This is a genomic window from Algoriphagus oliviformis (genome assembly GCF_017254915.1).
GTDB classification, from domain to species: Bacteria; Bacteroidota; Bacteroidia; order Cytophagales; family Cyclobacteriaceae; genus Algoriphagus; species Algoriphagus oliviformis.
In genome coordinates, this window is the sequence record NZ_JAFKCT010000002.1 from 309,960 (window position 1) to 324,315 (window position 14,356).

At 52.9% G+C, this 14,356-nt stretch carries 14 protein-coding genes; 5 read left to right on the forward strand and 9 right to left on the reverse strand.

Features of this window, described 5'->3' with window-relative positions; translation table 11 throughout:
• Nucleotides 1-47 precede the first annotated feature (47 nt).
• The 3 genes from J0A68_RS06915 (at nt 48) to J0A68_RS06925 (ending at nt 4,141) form a co-directional block, all read left to right on the forward strand.
• Nucleotides 48-2,561 carry a circularly permuted type 2 ATP-grasp protein gene (locus J0A68_RS06915; protein WP_236021384.1) on the forward strand — a complete coding sequence of 838 codons (2,514 nt, stop codon included), beginning with the start codon at nt 48-50 and terminating at the stop codon, nt 2,559-2,561.
• On the forward strand, nt 2,558-3,448 hold the full coding sequence (locus J0A68_RS06920; RefSeq protein WP_206577455.1) for a transglutaminase family protein: 891 nt from the start codon (nt 2,558-2,560) through the stop codon (nt 3,446-3,448). Before J0A68_RS06915 ends, J0A68_RS06920 begins: the two co-directional genes overlap by 4 nt.
• A 366-nt stretch (nt 3,449-3,814) precedes the next feature.
• Nucleotides 3,815-4,141 (forward strand): hypothetical protein, encoded by a 327-nt coding sequence (locus tag J0A68_RS06925; RefSeq protein WP_206577456.1) that lies wholly within the window; start codon nt 3,815-3,817, stop codon nt 4,139-4,141.
• Nucleotides 4,142-4,179: 38 nt separating this feature from the next.
• Here the strand turns inward: J0A68_RS06925 and J0A68_RS06930 are convergent, their stop codons facing one another.
• The 9 genes from J0A68_RS06930 to J0A68_RS06970 all read right to left on the reverse strand — a co-directional run bounded on the left by J0A68_RS06930 (nt 4,180) and on the right by J0A68_RS06970 (nt 13,642).
• Nucleotides 4,180-5,349: a PQQ-dependent sugar dehydrogenase gene (locus J0A68_RS06930; protein ID WP_206577457.1), complete on the reverse strand. Its 1,170-nt coding sequence runs from the start codon at nt 5,347-5,349 to the stop codon at nt 4,180-4,182.
• 143 nt (nt 5,350-5,492) lie between these two features.
• Nucleotides 5,493-6,569 carry a dihydrodipicolinate synthase family protein gene (locus tag J0A68_RS06935; RefSeq protein WP_206577458.1) on the reverse strand — a complete coding sequence of 359 codons (1,077 nt, stop codon included), beginning with the start codon at nt 6,567-6,569 and terminating at the stop codon, nt 5,493-5,495.
• Nucleotides 6,570-6,616: 47 nt separating this feature from the next.
• On the reverse strand, nt 6,617-7,693 hold the full coding sequence (locus tag J0A68_RS06940) for a polysaccharide deacetylase family protein (protein WP_206577459.1): 1,077 nt from the start codon (nt 7,691-7,693) through the stop codon (nt 6,617-6,619).
• A 150-nt stretch (nt 7,694-7,843) separates the two neighbouring features.
• Entirely contained in the window at nt 7,844-8,806 is a 963-nt protein-coding gene (locus J0A68_RS06945) for a transketolase family protein (protein ID WP_206577460.1), read from the reverse strand.
• A 24-nt stretch (nt 8,807-8,830) separates the two neighbouring features.
• The gene (locus J0A68_RS06950; RefSeq protein ID WP_206577461.1) at nt 8,831-9,682 is read right to left on the reverse strand and encodes a transketolase; all 852 of its coding nucleotides are present in this window, start codon (nt 9,680-9,682) and stop codon (nt 8,831-8,833) included.
• Between the two features lie 10 nt (nt 9,683-9,692).
• On the reverse strand, nt 9,693-10,142 hold the full coding sequence (gene bcp, locus J0A68_RS06955; protein WP_206577462.1) for a thioredoxin-dependent thiol peroxidase: 450 nt from the start codon (nt 10,140-10,142) through the stop codon (nt 9,693-9,695).
• Nucleotides 10,143-10,169: 27 nt separating this feature from the next.
• Nucleotides 10,170-12,047, reverse strand: a complete 1,878-nt coding sequence (locus J0A68_RS06960) for a M23 family metallopeptidase (RefSeq protein ID WP_236021385.1) — start codon at nt 12,045-12,047, stop codon at nt 10,170-10,172.
• Nucleotides 12,034-12,645, reverse strand: a complete 612-nt coding sequence (locus tag J0A68_RS06965) for a fumarylacetoacetate hydrolase family protein (RefSeq protein ID WP_206577463.1) — start codon at nt 12,643-12,645, stop codon at nt 12,034-12,036. Before J0A68_RS06965 ends, J0A68_RS06960 begins: the two co-directional genes overlap by 14 nt.
• A 202-nt stretch (nt 12,646-12,847) precedes the next feature.
• Nucleotides 12,848-13,642, reverse strand: a complete 795-nt coding sequence (locus tag J0A68_RS06970) for an SDR family NAD(P)-dependent oxidoreductase (RefSeq protein WP_206577464.1) — start codon at nt 13,640-13,642, stop codon at nt 12,848-12,850.
• A 185-nt stretch (nt 13,643-13,827) separates the two neighbouring features.
• Between J0A68_RS06970 and J0A68_RS06975 the strand changes: the two genes are divergently transcribed.
• Nucleotides 13,828-14,049 carry an addiction module protein gene (locus J0A68_RS06975; RefSeq protein ID WP_206577465.1) on the forward strand — a complete coding sequence of 74 codons (222 nt, stop codon included), beginning with the start codon at nt 13,828-13,830 and terminating at the stop codon, nt 14,047-14,049.
• The gene (locus J0A68_RS06980; RefSeq protein ID WP_206577466.1) at nt 14,046-14,300 is read left to right on the forward strand and encodes a type II toxin-antitoxin system RelE/ParE family toxin; all 255 of its coding nucleotides are present in this window, start codon (nt 14,046-14,048) and stop codon (nt 14,298-14,300) included. The genes J0A68_RS06975 and J0A68_RS06980 overlap by 4 nt, the downstream gene beginning before the upstream one ends.
• The last annotated feature ends 56 nt before the right edge of the window (nt 14,301-14,356 follow it).

Below are 14,356 nucleotides of genomic sequence, written 5' to 3' on the forward strand. Positions count from 1 at the left end.
CATGCTAGCAATTTTGAGATATGATAGACTCTTATCTTATTGAGCGAATGTTCAATAACGAGCCCTTTCTTGACGAAATGGCTACGGATCAAGGTAAAATAAGCTCCCATTGGGAGCGCCTCGCCAAGTACTACGAGCAGCTCGGCAGCGAGAAGATGGGGCAGTTTCATGAGGAAGTGGGTCGGCAGCTCCGTGAAAACGGAGTGACCTACAACGTCTATGGAGACCCCAATGGGATGAACCGGCCCTGGATACTGGATCCCGTACCCATGGTCTTTGGCGGTGAAGAATGGGAGGGGATAGAAAAAGGATTGGTTCAAAGAACCAATCTTTTGAATCTGGTTTTGAGTGATTTATACGGAGCTCAAACTTTGATCAAAGAGGGCCTGATTCCCTTTGAATTGGTGTACAACCACAAGGGGTTTCTCCGGCAGGCGCACAATATCAAGCTCGACGGAGACCAGCAGCTGATCCAATATTCTTCCGATCTGGCCAGAGGCCCCGACGGCAAAATGTGGGTGCTTCACGATCGGACGGATGCGCCATCCGGCGCGGGATATACCTTCGAAAACAGGGCTGCGATGACCCGAGTTTTCCCCGATCTGATCCGGGAAAACCATGTCAGGAAGATTACTTCCTACTACCAAACTTTCAAAAACACGCTGGGCAATCTGACCACCAACAACAAGGAAAACCCCAGGATAGTCCTGCTTTCCCCAGGCCCCACCAACGAGACCTTCTTTGAGCATGCCTACATTTCTTCCTTTATGGGCTTCACCTTGGCCTTTGGGGAAGATCTCACCGTGAGCGACGGCTACGTATGGCTGAAGACGATCAAGGGTCTGGAGAAGGTGGACGTGTTGATCCGTCGGGTGGACGACGTCTTTTGTGATCCCTTGGAGTTCAAAAGCGACTCCCACTTGGGCGTGGTAGGACTGATGGAAGCGGTCCGGCAAAAGAAAGTCTTGGTCATCAATCCGCTAGGGTCCAGGGTTCTGGAAAATCCAGGCTTGATGGCATTTTTGCCCAAACTGAGCAGACATCTGCTCGGCGAGGACCTGATCATCCCCTCGGTCGCCACCTGGTGGTGCGGGCAGCCTAGGGAATTGAGCTATGTATTTGAGCACATGGAGTCCCTGGTGATCCGTAACATCTATCGCGGCACCAACCACAAATCGGTGTTTGGAGGAAGCCTGTCGAAGGCGGAGTTGGAAGCTTTGAAAAAGGAGATACGTCGCAGCCCCTACCTGTATGTGGGGCAGGAGATGGTGGATTTTTCCACCACGCCGTCCTGGATCAACAACAAGTTGGAGGCGAGAAACGCGGTTTTCCGAAGCTATGTGGTGGCCGATACCGAAAACAAAGACTATAAGGTCATGCCGGGAGGACTGTCCCGAAGCTCCCCGGAGAAAGGGGCCTTCTTGGTTTCCAATCAGACAGGTGGGATCAGCAAGGACACTTGGGTGCTGGGAAAAGCCAAAGATGCGGTCTCCGTGGCTATGAAGCCGCTGAGCATCCAGCCTTTGGTGCGAAACGTCCTTCCCAGCCGCACCGGGGAACGCCTGTTTTGGCTGGGGAGGTACCTGGAAAGGTCTGCCTACACGGTACGCCTGATGCGGATGACCCTGCTCTCGTACAACGAGGCGGATGAGGATATCCATATCCAGGAAAACCCCGTTTTGAACACCCTCCTCCAAACTCTGACGAGTATGACCGGAACCTTTCCGGGTTTTAGTGACAAGTCTATCCTCAAAAATCCCGAGCCTGAGCTGATCGCGCTGGTACGGGATGCCGACAAATCTGGCAGCTTGGCCTATTCCGTCCAGTGCTTTTTGGCGAATGCCTTTGCCGTCAGGGATAGGCTGAGTTTGGACACCTGGAGGATTTTGGACAGCATATCGGAGGAGCTGGGCCGCATGCGGATGTCGGTCACGACTGTCCAGCAGGCCTACCAAAGCCTGGACAGCATGATCGTGAAGCTCATGGCTTTCTACGGGCTCAACATCGACAACATGACGCGGGAACCGACCTGGCACCTGCTCAACATAGGCCGCTTTATCGAGTCGGCTGTCAACAACTGTACGATACTGAAGGGTATGCTTAGCAAGTCTTTTGACACGGAGTCAAACAAAGAGCTGATGGAGGATACCCTGCGCTGCAATGAGAGTCTCGTGACGTACCGCTATCGCTACCGCTCCAACCTGGAGATGCATGGCGTGCTGTCTCTACTGATGCTCCATGAGGACAACCCCAGGGCGTTGATTTTCCAGCTTTTGGAGATTGACCATCACCTGAGGACGCTGCCCAACCAAGGCGAGGGAGAGCTCTTTGGCGGCGAGCGGAAAAAGCTGCTCGAAGCGATCACCAAGATACGACTCTGCGACATCGACAGACTGTCCGAGCCGAATGCCAAGACCAAAGCGTACCAGGAATTGACGGCGTTTTTGGACGAAATCGTCGAGCTGCTCCATGATACATCAGACGTAGTCTATGAGAAATATTTCAGCCACACCGGCAGCAACTACCGGACAATGCAAACTTCCGTAATTCCCGAAATATGAGATACCAAGTAGTGCATGTCACCAACTACCTGTATGAGGTTCCCGCGACGCTTTGCCACAATCTCATGTTTCAGGTTCCCCAAGACCTGCCTTTTCAAAAGGTGGAAGAATACCTGTGTGAGATCAGTCCCAAACCCAGCTTTGAGGTACAGCGGATTGATTTTTTTGGGAACAAGTACCTCTATTTTTCCGTGGCCCGATCCCACAAAAAGCTGACGGTAACCTCAAAAAGTACCTTGGAACTCTCCAAACCGGCTTGGGATAGCGCAGATCCATCGGAGACCATGCCCTGGGAACAGGTGGTGGAGTGGCTGCATTCCACCGAGGCATCGAGCGAGATCCGGCAGTTTTACCTCGAGTCCAATCATGTGCAGCTGATCGATGGGATTGCCGAGTACGCTCGACAGTCCTTCACTCCAGATCGACCGATCATGGAAGCCATGTTGGATCTGAACGGGCGGATTTTCAAGGATTTCGCCTTTACCCCGGGCTTCACGGACATCAGCACGCCTTTGGAGAAAGTCTTCGAGCACAAGAAGGGCGTTTGCCAGGATTTTGCGCACTTTTCACTGGCCTGCCTGCGTTCGCTGGGGCTTGCGGCTCGGTATGTGAGTGGCTATATCGAGACTTTTCCGCCCCCGGGCAAGCCCAAGCTGGTGGGCTCTGACGCTTCTCATGCTTGGATAGCGGTCTATGTTCCCGGCTTGGACTGGGTGGAGTTTGACGCGACCAACAATCTGCTGGTCAGCGACAATCACCTGCGCGTGGCTGTAGGAAGGGATTTCGCGGACGTGACACCCCTGAAGGGCATCGTGTATGCGGGCAAGGAGCAGGAGATGAAGGTCAGTGTCGATGTCCAAGCACTGGAAGAGGAGGAGGAAGAATAGGGGTATTCTACGTTTTACCGCTGGTCAATAAGTGGCGTGTGGGCTTTTAGGGATAGCCAGGCTTTTGCGAATTTGAAAAGATGGGTTTGGATCTATCATCTTGTGGCCACTCGAAGCTGACTAGCGATGTAAGTGGAACAATTTCTACAGCTTGGCAAAAAGTACCCCAAGTTGGACAAGCTGATTTGCTGCCGCCAATTCCAAGCCTGACTTTTTTTGGTTGAATTTGGACTTTAATCTCCCTAAGTGTTCGGTTAGGAGGTGTTTTCCGTGCACTTGGTACGGATATGGGATAGGGTCGAAATGACACTGGAGCTATCCAGTTTTTTCGACCTGTTCTTTTAGTACAAACTAAACCCAGACCCGATGAGCCTGACCTTGATGAAAAGCGACTACATCATGGCCTTGATGCGATGTGCTCGCGACTGTTCCGAGTATATTGGGATGTTGCCCAAGGGAGAAAATGCCAGCCTTTCTGTTTCCAAAGCGCAGGAATGCAGAACGGCCTGCCTGGACTGCGTGGAGGCCTTTGAATCTGCACAAGTGGCGATACGGGGACTGCTGATCCAGTCTGCAGCCCACGCCTGCCGTTCTTTTTTGAAGCTTTGCGAAGGGTGTTCCGAGCCCATCAGCCAAAAGTGCAAAGAATCCTGCAAGCGTTGTATCGAGGAAAGCGAGTACCTCATGGCTTGAAGCCCATCCACTTGCGCTAGCCGAAAATGAAGCCTCCGTCACTGGTATTCCAGCCGGTAGATTTTGCTGTCGAAGGCGCAGAGATAGAGGTTTTTGTTTTCATCCACTCCAAAAGAAGAAATGTTAAAATTGGTCTTGAAAAGCTCTTCGTTCACTGGGTTTTGGGGGTTGGAGGCGTCCAGGCTCCACACTCTGCCCGTACCAAAATCCGCATAAACGTACTTCCCCTGAAGCTGCGGCATTGCGGAGCCTCGATACACGTAGCCCCCGGTGATGGACACGCCCTCAGACCGACCATATTCCCATACCGGCGGATCAACAAAGCCCAAGTCGCAATTTGCGGGTCTGAAGCAGTGGTTGCCCTCGGCGATGTTCCAGCCGTAGTTGCCGCCCTTTTCGATGATGTCAATCTCCTCGTAGTTGTTTTGGCCTACGTCTCCCGCCCATAGCTGGCCTGTCTCGCTGTCGAAACTGAAGCGCCAGGGGTTTCGCAGGCCAAAGGCATAGATTTCCTTCATAAATCCCTCTGTGTTTCCCGCAAAGGGATTGTCGGCAGGGATGCCGTAGTTTTTGCCTCCCTCGGTTTTGTTCACGTCGATGCGCAAGATCGTTCCCAGAAGGGTTTTAAGATTTTGCCCATGCCCTTCCGGATCCCCGCCGCTGCCCCCATCGCCTACCGCGATGTAGAGGTATCCGTCTGGGCCAAAAGCCACTTGGCCACCGTTATGGTTGGAGTAGGGCTGCTGGATTTCCAAGAGAACCAGTTCGGAGGCCTTGTCAGCCGAGTTGGCATTTGCAGACACCTTGAACCTGGAGATCACCGTACGGTTTGGATTGGAGGCGGTATAGTTGACGTAGAAGTAGCCGTTGCTTTTGTAGTTAGGATGAAAAGCCAAGCCGAGCAGTCCTTCTTCGTTACCGCTGTCATCCACTTGGGACTCGATGTCGAGGAATGTGGTTTTTTCATTCGTCTGCGCCTCGTTTTTGAAAACTGAAATCACCCCGCGCTGCTCCACGACAAACAGTCTGCCGCTGCCGTCCCCGGCATGCTGTAAGTCCACCGGCCTGTTGAAACTCAGGTTTGGAAAGGCCTCCGTGACTTGGTAGCTCGCCGGACTGGGAGGATCGCCCGGGTCAGTTTGGGTGCATGCGGTCACCGTGGCGACGAGAAAAAACAAGACAAGCGTAGATAGCGGACTGAACTTCATGGTGGCAAGGGTTTGGTTTGTTTGTCTGCCCCGAAAAAAACCAGGAGAGATTGCCCAATTTGGTTTCGAATTTGGATTCGGGGTCGAACAGTTACTAACGTCCTTTTTGACAAGAAGTTAAAATCCCAAAGTCCAGGCTTGGTTTAGCCGATTTCTATCCCCAGCCGCTCGTGCCAATGCGGCAGCATTTCGAAGATCAGGTCCAAAGCCTTTTTTTGCTCGTCGGTCAGCGGGGTGTTTTTTGACCGGGCGAGGGGGAGTATAGGCACACCCCGCTTTTGCAGGAAGTATTTGGCGCTGATCGGGTAGCCTTGGGAAATGATCGAGTCCGCCTGCGTCAGCTCTGCCTGAAGCCACAGGACATCGGCCTGTTTTGCCGGGTTGTTGGCGTTGGCGCACATCCATGAGAAGAGCTCGGGGTAGAGATTTCCTGCAATGCAGGACATTCCCTTGGCTCCCAGTTGGAGGGAGTCCATGGTGTTTGGCGTGTGGGCGTCATAAAACTCCAGTGGACTGCCTTTGCTAATCTCCAGTTTGGCTTGGATCAAATCCAGGTCAAGACTGGTGTCTTTGTGATAGGTGAAGCGCTTTGAAGAAACCATAAAACGCATCACTTCGGGAGAAATGATCCTCTTGTAGGGAGAGGGGCATTCGTAAGTGCCCAAAGGGATGTCGCCGGTGAGGCTTAGGAACCTTTCGAGATTACGGATCAATACGGCGTCATCCTCCTCCTTGTCGGCGAAGTGGCTGCTGATCAGGATGACTGCGTCGACTCCGGTATCGTACATTTTCTTCGCAAACTCCGCCTTTTCCTCAATGGTATCCCCAAAAGAGCCCGTTGCCACCACCGGCATTTTTCCGTTCACCTGCTTCACCACATGGCGGGCTAGGGCGAGGCGCTCCGCATTGTCGAGGTGGTACATTTCGCTGCTCAGACAATTTGCGAAGAAACCTTTGGCTCCGCAGGCGAGGTAAAAGTCAGTGAGTTTGCCCAAGGCCTGAAAATCGATTTTCAGGTCTGATTCGAAGGGCGTCAGCATCACCGGCACAAATTTCCTTTGCCCTGTTTTTAACCTGTCGGAAAGGGTTTTCTTTCTGGTTTCCGGCGAATCGGAAGCGAAGAGGGTTTGGTCAAGGCCTATCAAGGTAGTCAAGGAAAGTGTTCCGAGGGAGACTTTCTGCAAAAAGTCCCTTCTGGGGTTTCGGTGGGATGTTTTCATGAGGGAGTTTCCCTTGTCAAGGAGGCTTGAGGGGAAAGTTTTTGTCTTTACTCGTTTACGTTTTTTCGTCTTTCCATGACCTCCCGCCAGGTGGTCAGGATGATGCCGTTTTGCTCGATGTAGGATTTCAAGTCTGGAGAACGCATGGCATCCAGGTCCGCTTGTCGCGAACGGCCCGAGCCGGAAATGGTGTCGAAGTTTTCGTTGTGCGTAGTGCTGTGGACGATGACCATGGCCAGTCCGGGTTGCATTTTGGCCAAAATGCGCTTGAACTCGGCTACTTTGTAATCGGCGTGTTCTTTTGGGGAGTAGCCAGCTGTCGCAGGCTTCCAGTCTCCGCTCATCGTGTGCAGGTCGTCGAGCACCGGGAGTCCCATCGCCCAGATCTTTTCGCCTAGGAGGGGAGCCTGCTCCAAGATTTCGATCTTGGGCAGTTCCATGCCTTCGACATACTTTCCTTCCGCTTTCAGCTTTTGGATGACCGGCGCTTGCTGGCATTCTTCCAGCAGGACGTTGTTGCCGCCGGGAAACATCACCGGAATGCCGTACTCGACCCCGAGTTGGATGTATTTCTCCAAAAATTTGGGATGGGCAAAGACCGTCCCCATATGTGAATCCAGGTGCGTGGGACGGATGCCCATGTTGAGCGAACGGTCTATCTGGGCCTTGAGCTCGATGTAAACCTCCTCGGGGCTGGCGTGTGCGACCACCTCTTCGACTGTGTGCCAAAAGGAACCTTCGGGATCATGCAGTCCGGGCACCAGGCTTTTCCCCGCCAAAGGCTCCCAGCGGTAGCCTTTCCATTCCGAAGTCAACACCAAGTGCAGACCCGCATCGATAGGTGCCTTTCCCTTGGTCTCACGCATAAACGTCCCGGCCCAGGGACAGGGCATCATGACGCTGCAAGAGGTAGCGATGCCGCCCTCCAGAGACTGAAACGTGCCCTCGTTCGACTCCCTCGACATGCCCGCGTCGTCCACGTGGAAGATCACCACCTTTTTGTCTTTCGGCCAGCCTAGCTTCTCGGCGTAGGTTTGGGCGAAAACCGGTGAGTTGGCAAAAATGAGAAGGAGGGGGATGACAAAAGTTTGGTTTGAAAAAATGCGAAGAAAGGTCTTTTTCATGGTTTGGCTGAAAATAGGGGGTACATGTTCATTACCTCCGATCAGCCCAAAAGGGCTAGCGAAAAGGGATGATTTCGCCAGCGCCTACCCCTAAAACCGAAAAACCACAGCCATGCCAGCTGTGGTTTTATATTTTGGAAGGCTTTTGGCTTATTTTCTCGCGATGGCGGCTTTCGCAGCTTTCACGATGTTTTCGGCGTTCAGGCCATATTTTTCAAGCAATTGGGTCGGAGTACCAGACTCGCCAAAGCTGTCGTTGACACCGACGTACTCCAGCGGAGCCGGATTGTGGCGGATCAGCGTTTGGGCGATGCTGTCGCCCAGGCCTCCGTTGATCTGGTGCTCCTCGGCGGATACCGCGCAACCGGTCTTTTTCACAGACTCGAGGATCGCTTCCTCGTCCAGTGGCTTGATGGTGTGGATGTTGATCACCTCGGCGTGGATGCCTTCCTCACGGAGCATGGCCTCAGCGACTACGGCTTCCCATACCAAGTGGCCAGTAGCGAAGATGGTCACGTCCTTGCCGTCGATCATCTTCCACGCCTTGCCGATCTCAAACTTTTGGTCTTTAGGAGTAAAGATAGGCCAGCTCGGACGACCGAATCTCAGGTAAACCGGGCCCTCGTGCTCCGCAATCGCCAAAGTCGCGGCTTTGGTCTGGTTGTAGTCGCAAGGGTTGATCACCGTCATGTGGGGAAGCATCTTCATCATGCCGAGATCTTCGAGGATCTGGTGGGTAGCACCGTCTTCACCCAGGGTCAAGCCTGCGTGTGAGGCGCAGATTTTCACGTTTTTGTCTGAATAGGCTACGGACTGGCGGATCTGGTCATAGACACGGCCGGTGGCAAAGTTGGCAAAAGTACCCGCGAAAGGAATTTTGCCGCCGATAGCCAAACCAGCGGAGATGCCGATCATGTTTGCCTCGGCGATGCCGGTCTGGAAGAACCGTTCGGGAAACTCTTTTTGGAAGTCGCCCATCTTCAGGGAGCCGATGAGGTCAGCGCAAAGGCCTACGACATTGGGATTTTTTCTCCCTGCTTCCAGGAAACCGTCACCGAAACCGGAGCGGGTGTCTTTCTTTTCTGTATAAGTGAATTTTAAGTCTAAGCTCATGATAAGGTCATTTGGAAGGGGAAATTAATAGTCGCCGAGGGTCTCTTCGAGTTGTCCCAAAGCGTTGGCCAGCTGCTCGTCGTTGGGAGGGGAGCCGTGCCACTTGTGCGTGCCGACCATGAAGTCCACGCCATAGCCCATCTCGGTGTAGAGCAGGTTCACGACAGGCTTGCCTTTTCCAGCCAGTTCTTTGGCTTTTTCCAAACCATCCAGCACAGACTGCATGTCGTTGCCGTTGGTGATTTCGTTGACTACCCAGCCAAAGGATTCCCATTTGGCCTTCAGGTTCTTCAGGTCCATGATCTTCTCGGTCGGGCCGTCGATCTGCTGACCGTTGTAGTCCACGGTGGCGATCAGGTTGTCCACTTTTTGGTGGGCGGCATACATGGCCGCTTCCCAGATTTGTCCTTCCTGCAGCTCGCCGTCACCCATGAGGATGTAGACCAACTTGTCGTCCTTTTCGATTTTCTTGGCTTGAGCCACTCCAATGGCGACGGACAGCCCCTGTCCCAAGGAGCCGGAAGCCACGCGAATACCGGGAAGGTGCTCGTGGGTAGCGGGGTGGCCTTGAAGCCTGGAGTTGAGCTTGCGGAAAGTCTTCAGCTCTTCTACCGGGAAGTAGCCGCTGCGAGCCAGCACGGAATACCAGCCTGCGGAAAGGTGTCCGTTGGAAAGGAAAAAGAGATCCTCACCCTTGCCGTCCATCTTGAAGTCAGGGTTGTGGTGAAGCTGGTCAAAGTACAGAGCCACAAAGAATTCTGCGCAGCCCAGTGGCGCGCCTGGGTGGCCAGACTGCACCGCATGCACCATGCGCAACACGTCCCTGCGGAGCTGTGTGGCGACCTTTTGGAGTTGTTCGATTGATTGTTTTCCCATGTCTATAGGTTTATTTTAGGATTTGAGCCGTGTGGTTTTTGGATTCGACTTTTTGGATGATTTCCGAGATTTTGCCCGCTTCGTCGATGACAAAAGTCGTGCGGATGGTTCCCATGTAGGTTTTTCCAAAGGTCGTTTTTTCACCCCAGACGCCGTAAAGGTTTTGGACCTTTTGCTCCGGATCGGAGATCAGCGAAAAGGGCAGGGATTGTTTCTTGATAAAGTTGCGGTGTGACTTTTCACTGTCCGAGCTCACGCCCAGCACCACGTAGCCAGCCTTAAGCAGCGCCTCGTGATTGTCTCGAAGGTTACAGGACTGGGTGGTACAGGTCGGGGTATTGTCTTTGGGGTAAAAATAGAGAACCACCTTTTTGCCCCGGAGGGAGGAGAGTTTTACCAGTTCTCCGTTTTCGTTTTTCGCTTCAAAATCGGGGGCCACTTGGCCAACTTCTAATGACATTCTTACTTCACTTTTAAAATTAAAAACTCAGGAAATCGTCCCTTTCCATTCGGCGACGTTTCCCGCCATATCGGTCACCCGCAGCACAGCGGCACCGCGGAGGGGCTCGCCATTGAGCGTCTCAGACCAGATGACCGCCTGCTTGTGCTCGTAGCGCATGAGCACCCACTTGCCGTCCACGAAGGCCTCAAAGCTCTTGATGCCCGAGAGGTTGTCCTTGATGGTAAAGCGCAGTCCTTGGCTGTTGGCGCGGATCACGGAGATCGTCGGCTTCACGTCGTCCACGGCGAGGACAAAACTACCAAAATTTCTGGTTTTGAAGCGGATTTGTCCGCCTTCCCAATCACCCCCGGCAAAAGACCTGGAGCCGTTTGGCGAACGGAGGTACACGTGGGTTTTGCTTTTGTCTCCCGTGTACCCGCTCACGTCCCAGAGCACCTCGATGGGATTCCAGAGGTATTCGGTCGTTTCTTGCAGTCTCAACACCGGTGCGGAAGGACTTCCGGAAAAGCCTACCCGCAGATACAGGTCTTCCAAGAGGCTGTTTTCCGCCACCTTTACCGTCAGCCGATCCGTGGCGTGGAGATGCTCTTTTCCCACAGGGAAATGGCCAAAGAGCTGTGGATCGAAGATCTCTGAACAAAGGTCAATCTTGGTCGGAACGCCAAATCGCAGATCCCATAGGTAGGTTCGCGTCTGCGCGTCTTGGTAGGCCGGAAGGACCTCATAGACCGTGTTTGCGATGAAAAACTTGGCCAATCCGCCCTTGTCGGTCTGCGCGACGCGGATCTTCATGTGGTGGTTTTGGTAGCTCGCTTGCGCGCTGCCAGGGGCTGAGCCGTCGGACACAGTCGAATCCAAATCCGCTCCGGTCAAGGTCAGGTTGACCAGGCGGGTATTGTTGTAGGCGTCGGAAAGCTTGATCTGAACGTTCTTTTTCTGCCCTGCTTCCACCTGGAGTTCTCCGGTACCGGGCGTATTGGGAGTGAAGAAATCAAACTTCAGATTCGGCTGGAAATACAGCTTGGTGAAGCGGTTGAGATGCGTGTGGAGCAGGAAATGTCGCGTGTAGTTGAAGTCCACTTTGTCCACGACCAAGCTGAAGAGCGAGCCGCTGTCGTCGGCCACTTCAAATTTCGGGTAGCCGTTTTGGTTGTTTGCCCCGTCCAGCTTGTCGTAGCTTTGGATTTCCAGACCCACTTTCCCGGTGACTTTGATGGTTTCGGGGATCTTGTAGCTCGCACCACTCAGCACTGGGGTGATTTCCAGCCGTTGGAATTTGCCATTGACCCGGCTGTCGATCTCCAAGGGGACAATGGCGATTTTTTGAGGTGTGGGAGGGATGTTGTCGATAATTTCAGGCAGGCCTGCCAAAAGCGGATCCATCGCTCGGTCCAAGCTATCACGGATTTCGAAGTGCAAATGCGGTCCCCCAGAACTTCCCGTGTTGCCTCCGTTGGCGATGAGTTCACCTTTTTTGACGGAGAGCTCACCTGGTTCTGGAGTTACTTCCAGTTCGTTGGCCTGAGCTTCATAGAGCTTTTGTCGCATCCAAGCCTGAAGTTTGGGGTTGAAGTTTCTCAAATGCCCATAGAGCGTAATGTTGCCGCTGGGATGCTTCAGGTAGATCACGTTGCCATAGCCGAAGGAAGAGATCTTGATTCGGTGTACCCAGCCATCCGCGGCGGCGTAAATAGGTTCGCCTTCCGACCCGCCAAACTTATAGTCCAGGCCGGTGTGGAAGTGGTTGGGGCGGAGCTCCGCGAAGTTGCCGCTGAGGTAGTTTCTTCCTCCGGGCTTGACCGGGGAGCGGAAGTAGCCCTTCTGGATATCTTGGGAAAAACTGCTGAAAGAAATACAAAAACCCACGAGCAGCGCTAGCGGAAAAAGCTTACTTAACTTCAAAATCCAGCATTTTTTCGGTTCCGATAAATCCTGTTAGCCTGTCGCCGATCTTCACCGGACCGACTCCAGCGGGCGTGCCGGTGTAGATGAGGTCGCCTTTTTTCAGGGTGAAAAATTGGGAAACGTACGAGATGATCGTGGCAAAGTCGAAGAGCATCAGGCTGGTGTTTCCTTTTTGCTGCAGCTCCCCGTTGATCTCCAGATGGAAATCCACATCTTTCAGGTCTGCGAAATCAGAAACCGGCTTGAAGTCGCCGATGGGAGCCGAGCCATTGAAGGCTTTGGCAATCTCCCAGGGCAGGCCTTTGGCTTTGCATTGGTCCTGCAGGTCGCGGGCGGTGAAGTCTATCCCGAGACCGATTTCCTCGAAGTAGCGGTGAGCAAACTGGGGCTGGATGTATTTTCCTTCCTTGGAGATCTTCAGCACGAGTTCCAGTTCGTGGTGGATGTTTTCCGAAAAGTCAGGGTGGTAGAAGGGAGCGCCGCCTTTGAGCAGTGCGGTGTCTGGCTTGAGGAATACGACCGGCTTGCCGGGTTTTTCGTTTTTGAGTTCTTCGATATGGGCGGCGTAGTTTCGGCCAATGCAGATGATTTTCATAGAGTAAAGCTGGATTCGAAAATGAAAACAGGCGCAAAGACCATGCTCCATTTAAGTCCGTGAAATTAATTGGATTTGCCGCATGGAGGCAATTTTTGCGGGAAAAATGAACCGTGAAGGCCGAATACCTCCATCTGGGTGATTCGAGCAAAGCAAAAGAGGCTGACCAAATGATCAGCCTCTCTTTTGAATCCAGTAAACCTTACAAAATCGACTTCACCAATCCACCTTCCACCCGGATTGAGGCACCGTTTGTCGCGGAGGCGAGTGGGCTGGAGTAATACACCACAGTGTCGGCTACTTCCTCCACGGCTGCAAAGCGCTGGATCAAGGAGGTAGGACGCATGTCTTTGAAGAATTCCCGCTCCACGTCGGCGGTACTTTTCCCTCCCGAGCTGGCCAGCTCTTCGATAAACTGTCCCACGCCCTTCGACTTGGTCGGGCCGGGAAGGATGGAATTTACCGTCACGGCGGTACCTTTGGTCAGTTCGGCCAAACCTCGACTGACGGCCAGTTGGGCGGTCTTGGTCATGCCGTAGTGGATCATCTCATCGGGGATGAAAACACCCGATTCGCTGGAGATGAAGATGACGCGCCCCCAGTTTTTGGCCAGCATCTTTGGGAAATAGTGGCGCGCTAGACGGATGCCGCTCAGTACATTGATCTCAAAGAAGCGGAACCAGTCCTCGTCAGGAATGTCGGCAAAGGCTTTGGGCTCAAAGATCCCGGCATTGTTGATGAGGATGTCGATCTCGTCGATTGCCGCGATTAGTCGGTTGACGTCTTCGACTTTGGAGAAGTCCGCCGCTACGCCAGAGACCGATCCGTTTGGGTATTCGGCTTTCAGCTCGGCAATGGCTTGGTTGACGCTTTCGTCGCTGCGTCCGTTGAGGATGACGCTGGCACCTTCGGCCAAAAATCGCTGGGCGATGGCGTAGCCGATACCGGCGGTGGAACCGCTGATCAGGGCTTTTTTGCCTGTGAGTTTTAAATCCATGTGGTTAAAATATATTGGTTTGAAAAGATCTCTCCCCGAATACTCGGGAGAATGGAAAACCCGAAGGCGGAAACAAAAATTCCCCCGATCACCACTTCTGGACTGTTTTTGTCCATGTACTTGAACGACACTAGGCTAACAATCCGCTTTATTCCCTAGCTTTGATCTAACAAACCATCACTCCCATGGATCTACAGGCAATCAAATTGGATCTTATTCAATGGCTAGCAACGCTTCAGGATCGCAGTGTATTGGAGCAATTGCAAGCTTTCAAACAGCAGCAAAAAAACGGTTTGAGTGAATCCCACAAGGCGCTGTTGGACGAGCGGATCGAATCTTATCAAAGCAATCCTGGCAATGTCAGGGATTGGGAGGATGTGATGGATGAGATCGAAAAAAACCTGTGAGCTTTAAAATCAAGCTTCTGGATTCCGCTCGGAATGATATCCATGAAATCATTGACTGGTATTCTGGCAAAGAAAAAAGGCTTGGGGATAGGTTTTATCAGGCTTTGAAGTCAGCTATGGAGTACATCAAAAGGAATCCGTACAACTGTCAAATTGCCTATCGAGATGTGCGTAACAAGCCACTTGGCAAATTTCCCTATCAGGTGCATTATTGCATCGAAGAGCCAGATAAAACGCTCATTGTCTTGTAACCCATACAAGTAGAAATCCGAGGATCTGGACTGAAAGGCGCTAATTCGCCGCAATT

Bases quoted from the DNA above. Each gene is read 5' to 3' on its own strand.
- J0A68_RS06930 (WP_206577457.1), bottom strand. From the start codon at position 5,349: ATGAAGTTCAGTCCGCTATCTACGCTTGTCTTGTTTTTTCTCGTCGCC.
- J0A68_RS06970 (WP_206577464.1), bottom strand. From the start codon at position 13,642: ATGGATTTAAAACTCACAGGCAAAAAAGCCCTGATCAGCGGTTCCACC.
- J0A68_RS06945 (WP_206577460.1), bottom strand. From the start codon at position 8,806: ATGAGCTTAGACTTAAAATTCACTTATACAGAAAAGAAAGACACCCGC.
- J0A68_RS06935 (WP_206577458.1), bottom strand. From the start codon at position 6,569: ATGAAAACATCCCACCGAAACCCCAGAAGGGACTTTTTGCAGAAAGTC.
- J0A68_RS06920 (WP_206577455.1), top strand. From the start codon at position 2,558: ATGAGATACCAAGTAGTGCATGTCACCAACTACCTGTATGAGGTTCCC.
- J0A68_RS06965 (WP_206577463.1), bottom strand. From the start codon at position 12,645: ATGAAAATCATCTGCATTGGCCGAAACTACGCCGCCCATATCGAAGAA.
- bcp (WP_206577462.1), bottom strand. From the start codon at position 10,142: ATGTCATTAGAAGTTGGCCAAGTGGCCCCCGATTTTGAAGCGAAAAAC.
- J0A68_RS06940 (WP_206577459.1), bottom strand. From the start codon at position 7,693: ATGAAAAAGACCTTTCTTCGCATTTTTTCAAACCAAACTTTTGTCATC.
- J0A68_RS06950 (WP_206577461.1), bottom strand. From the start codon at position 9,682: ATGGGAAAACAATCAATCGAACAACTCCAAAAGGTCGCCACACAGCTC.
- J0A68_RS06925 (WP_206577456.1), top strand. From the start codon at position 3,815: ATGAGCCTGACCTTGATGAAAAGCGACTACATCATGGCCTTGATGCGA.
- J0A68_RS06975 (WP_206577465.1), top strand. From the start codon at position 13,828: ATGGATCTACAGGCAATCAAATTGGATCTTATTCAATGGCTAGCAACG.
- J0A68_RS06915 (WP_236021384.1), top strand. From the start codon at position 48: ATGTTCAATAACGAGCCCTTTCTTGACGAAATGGCTACGGATCAAGGT.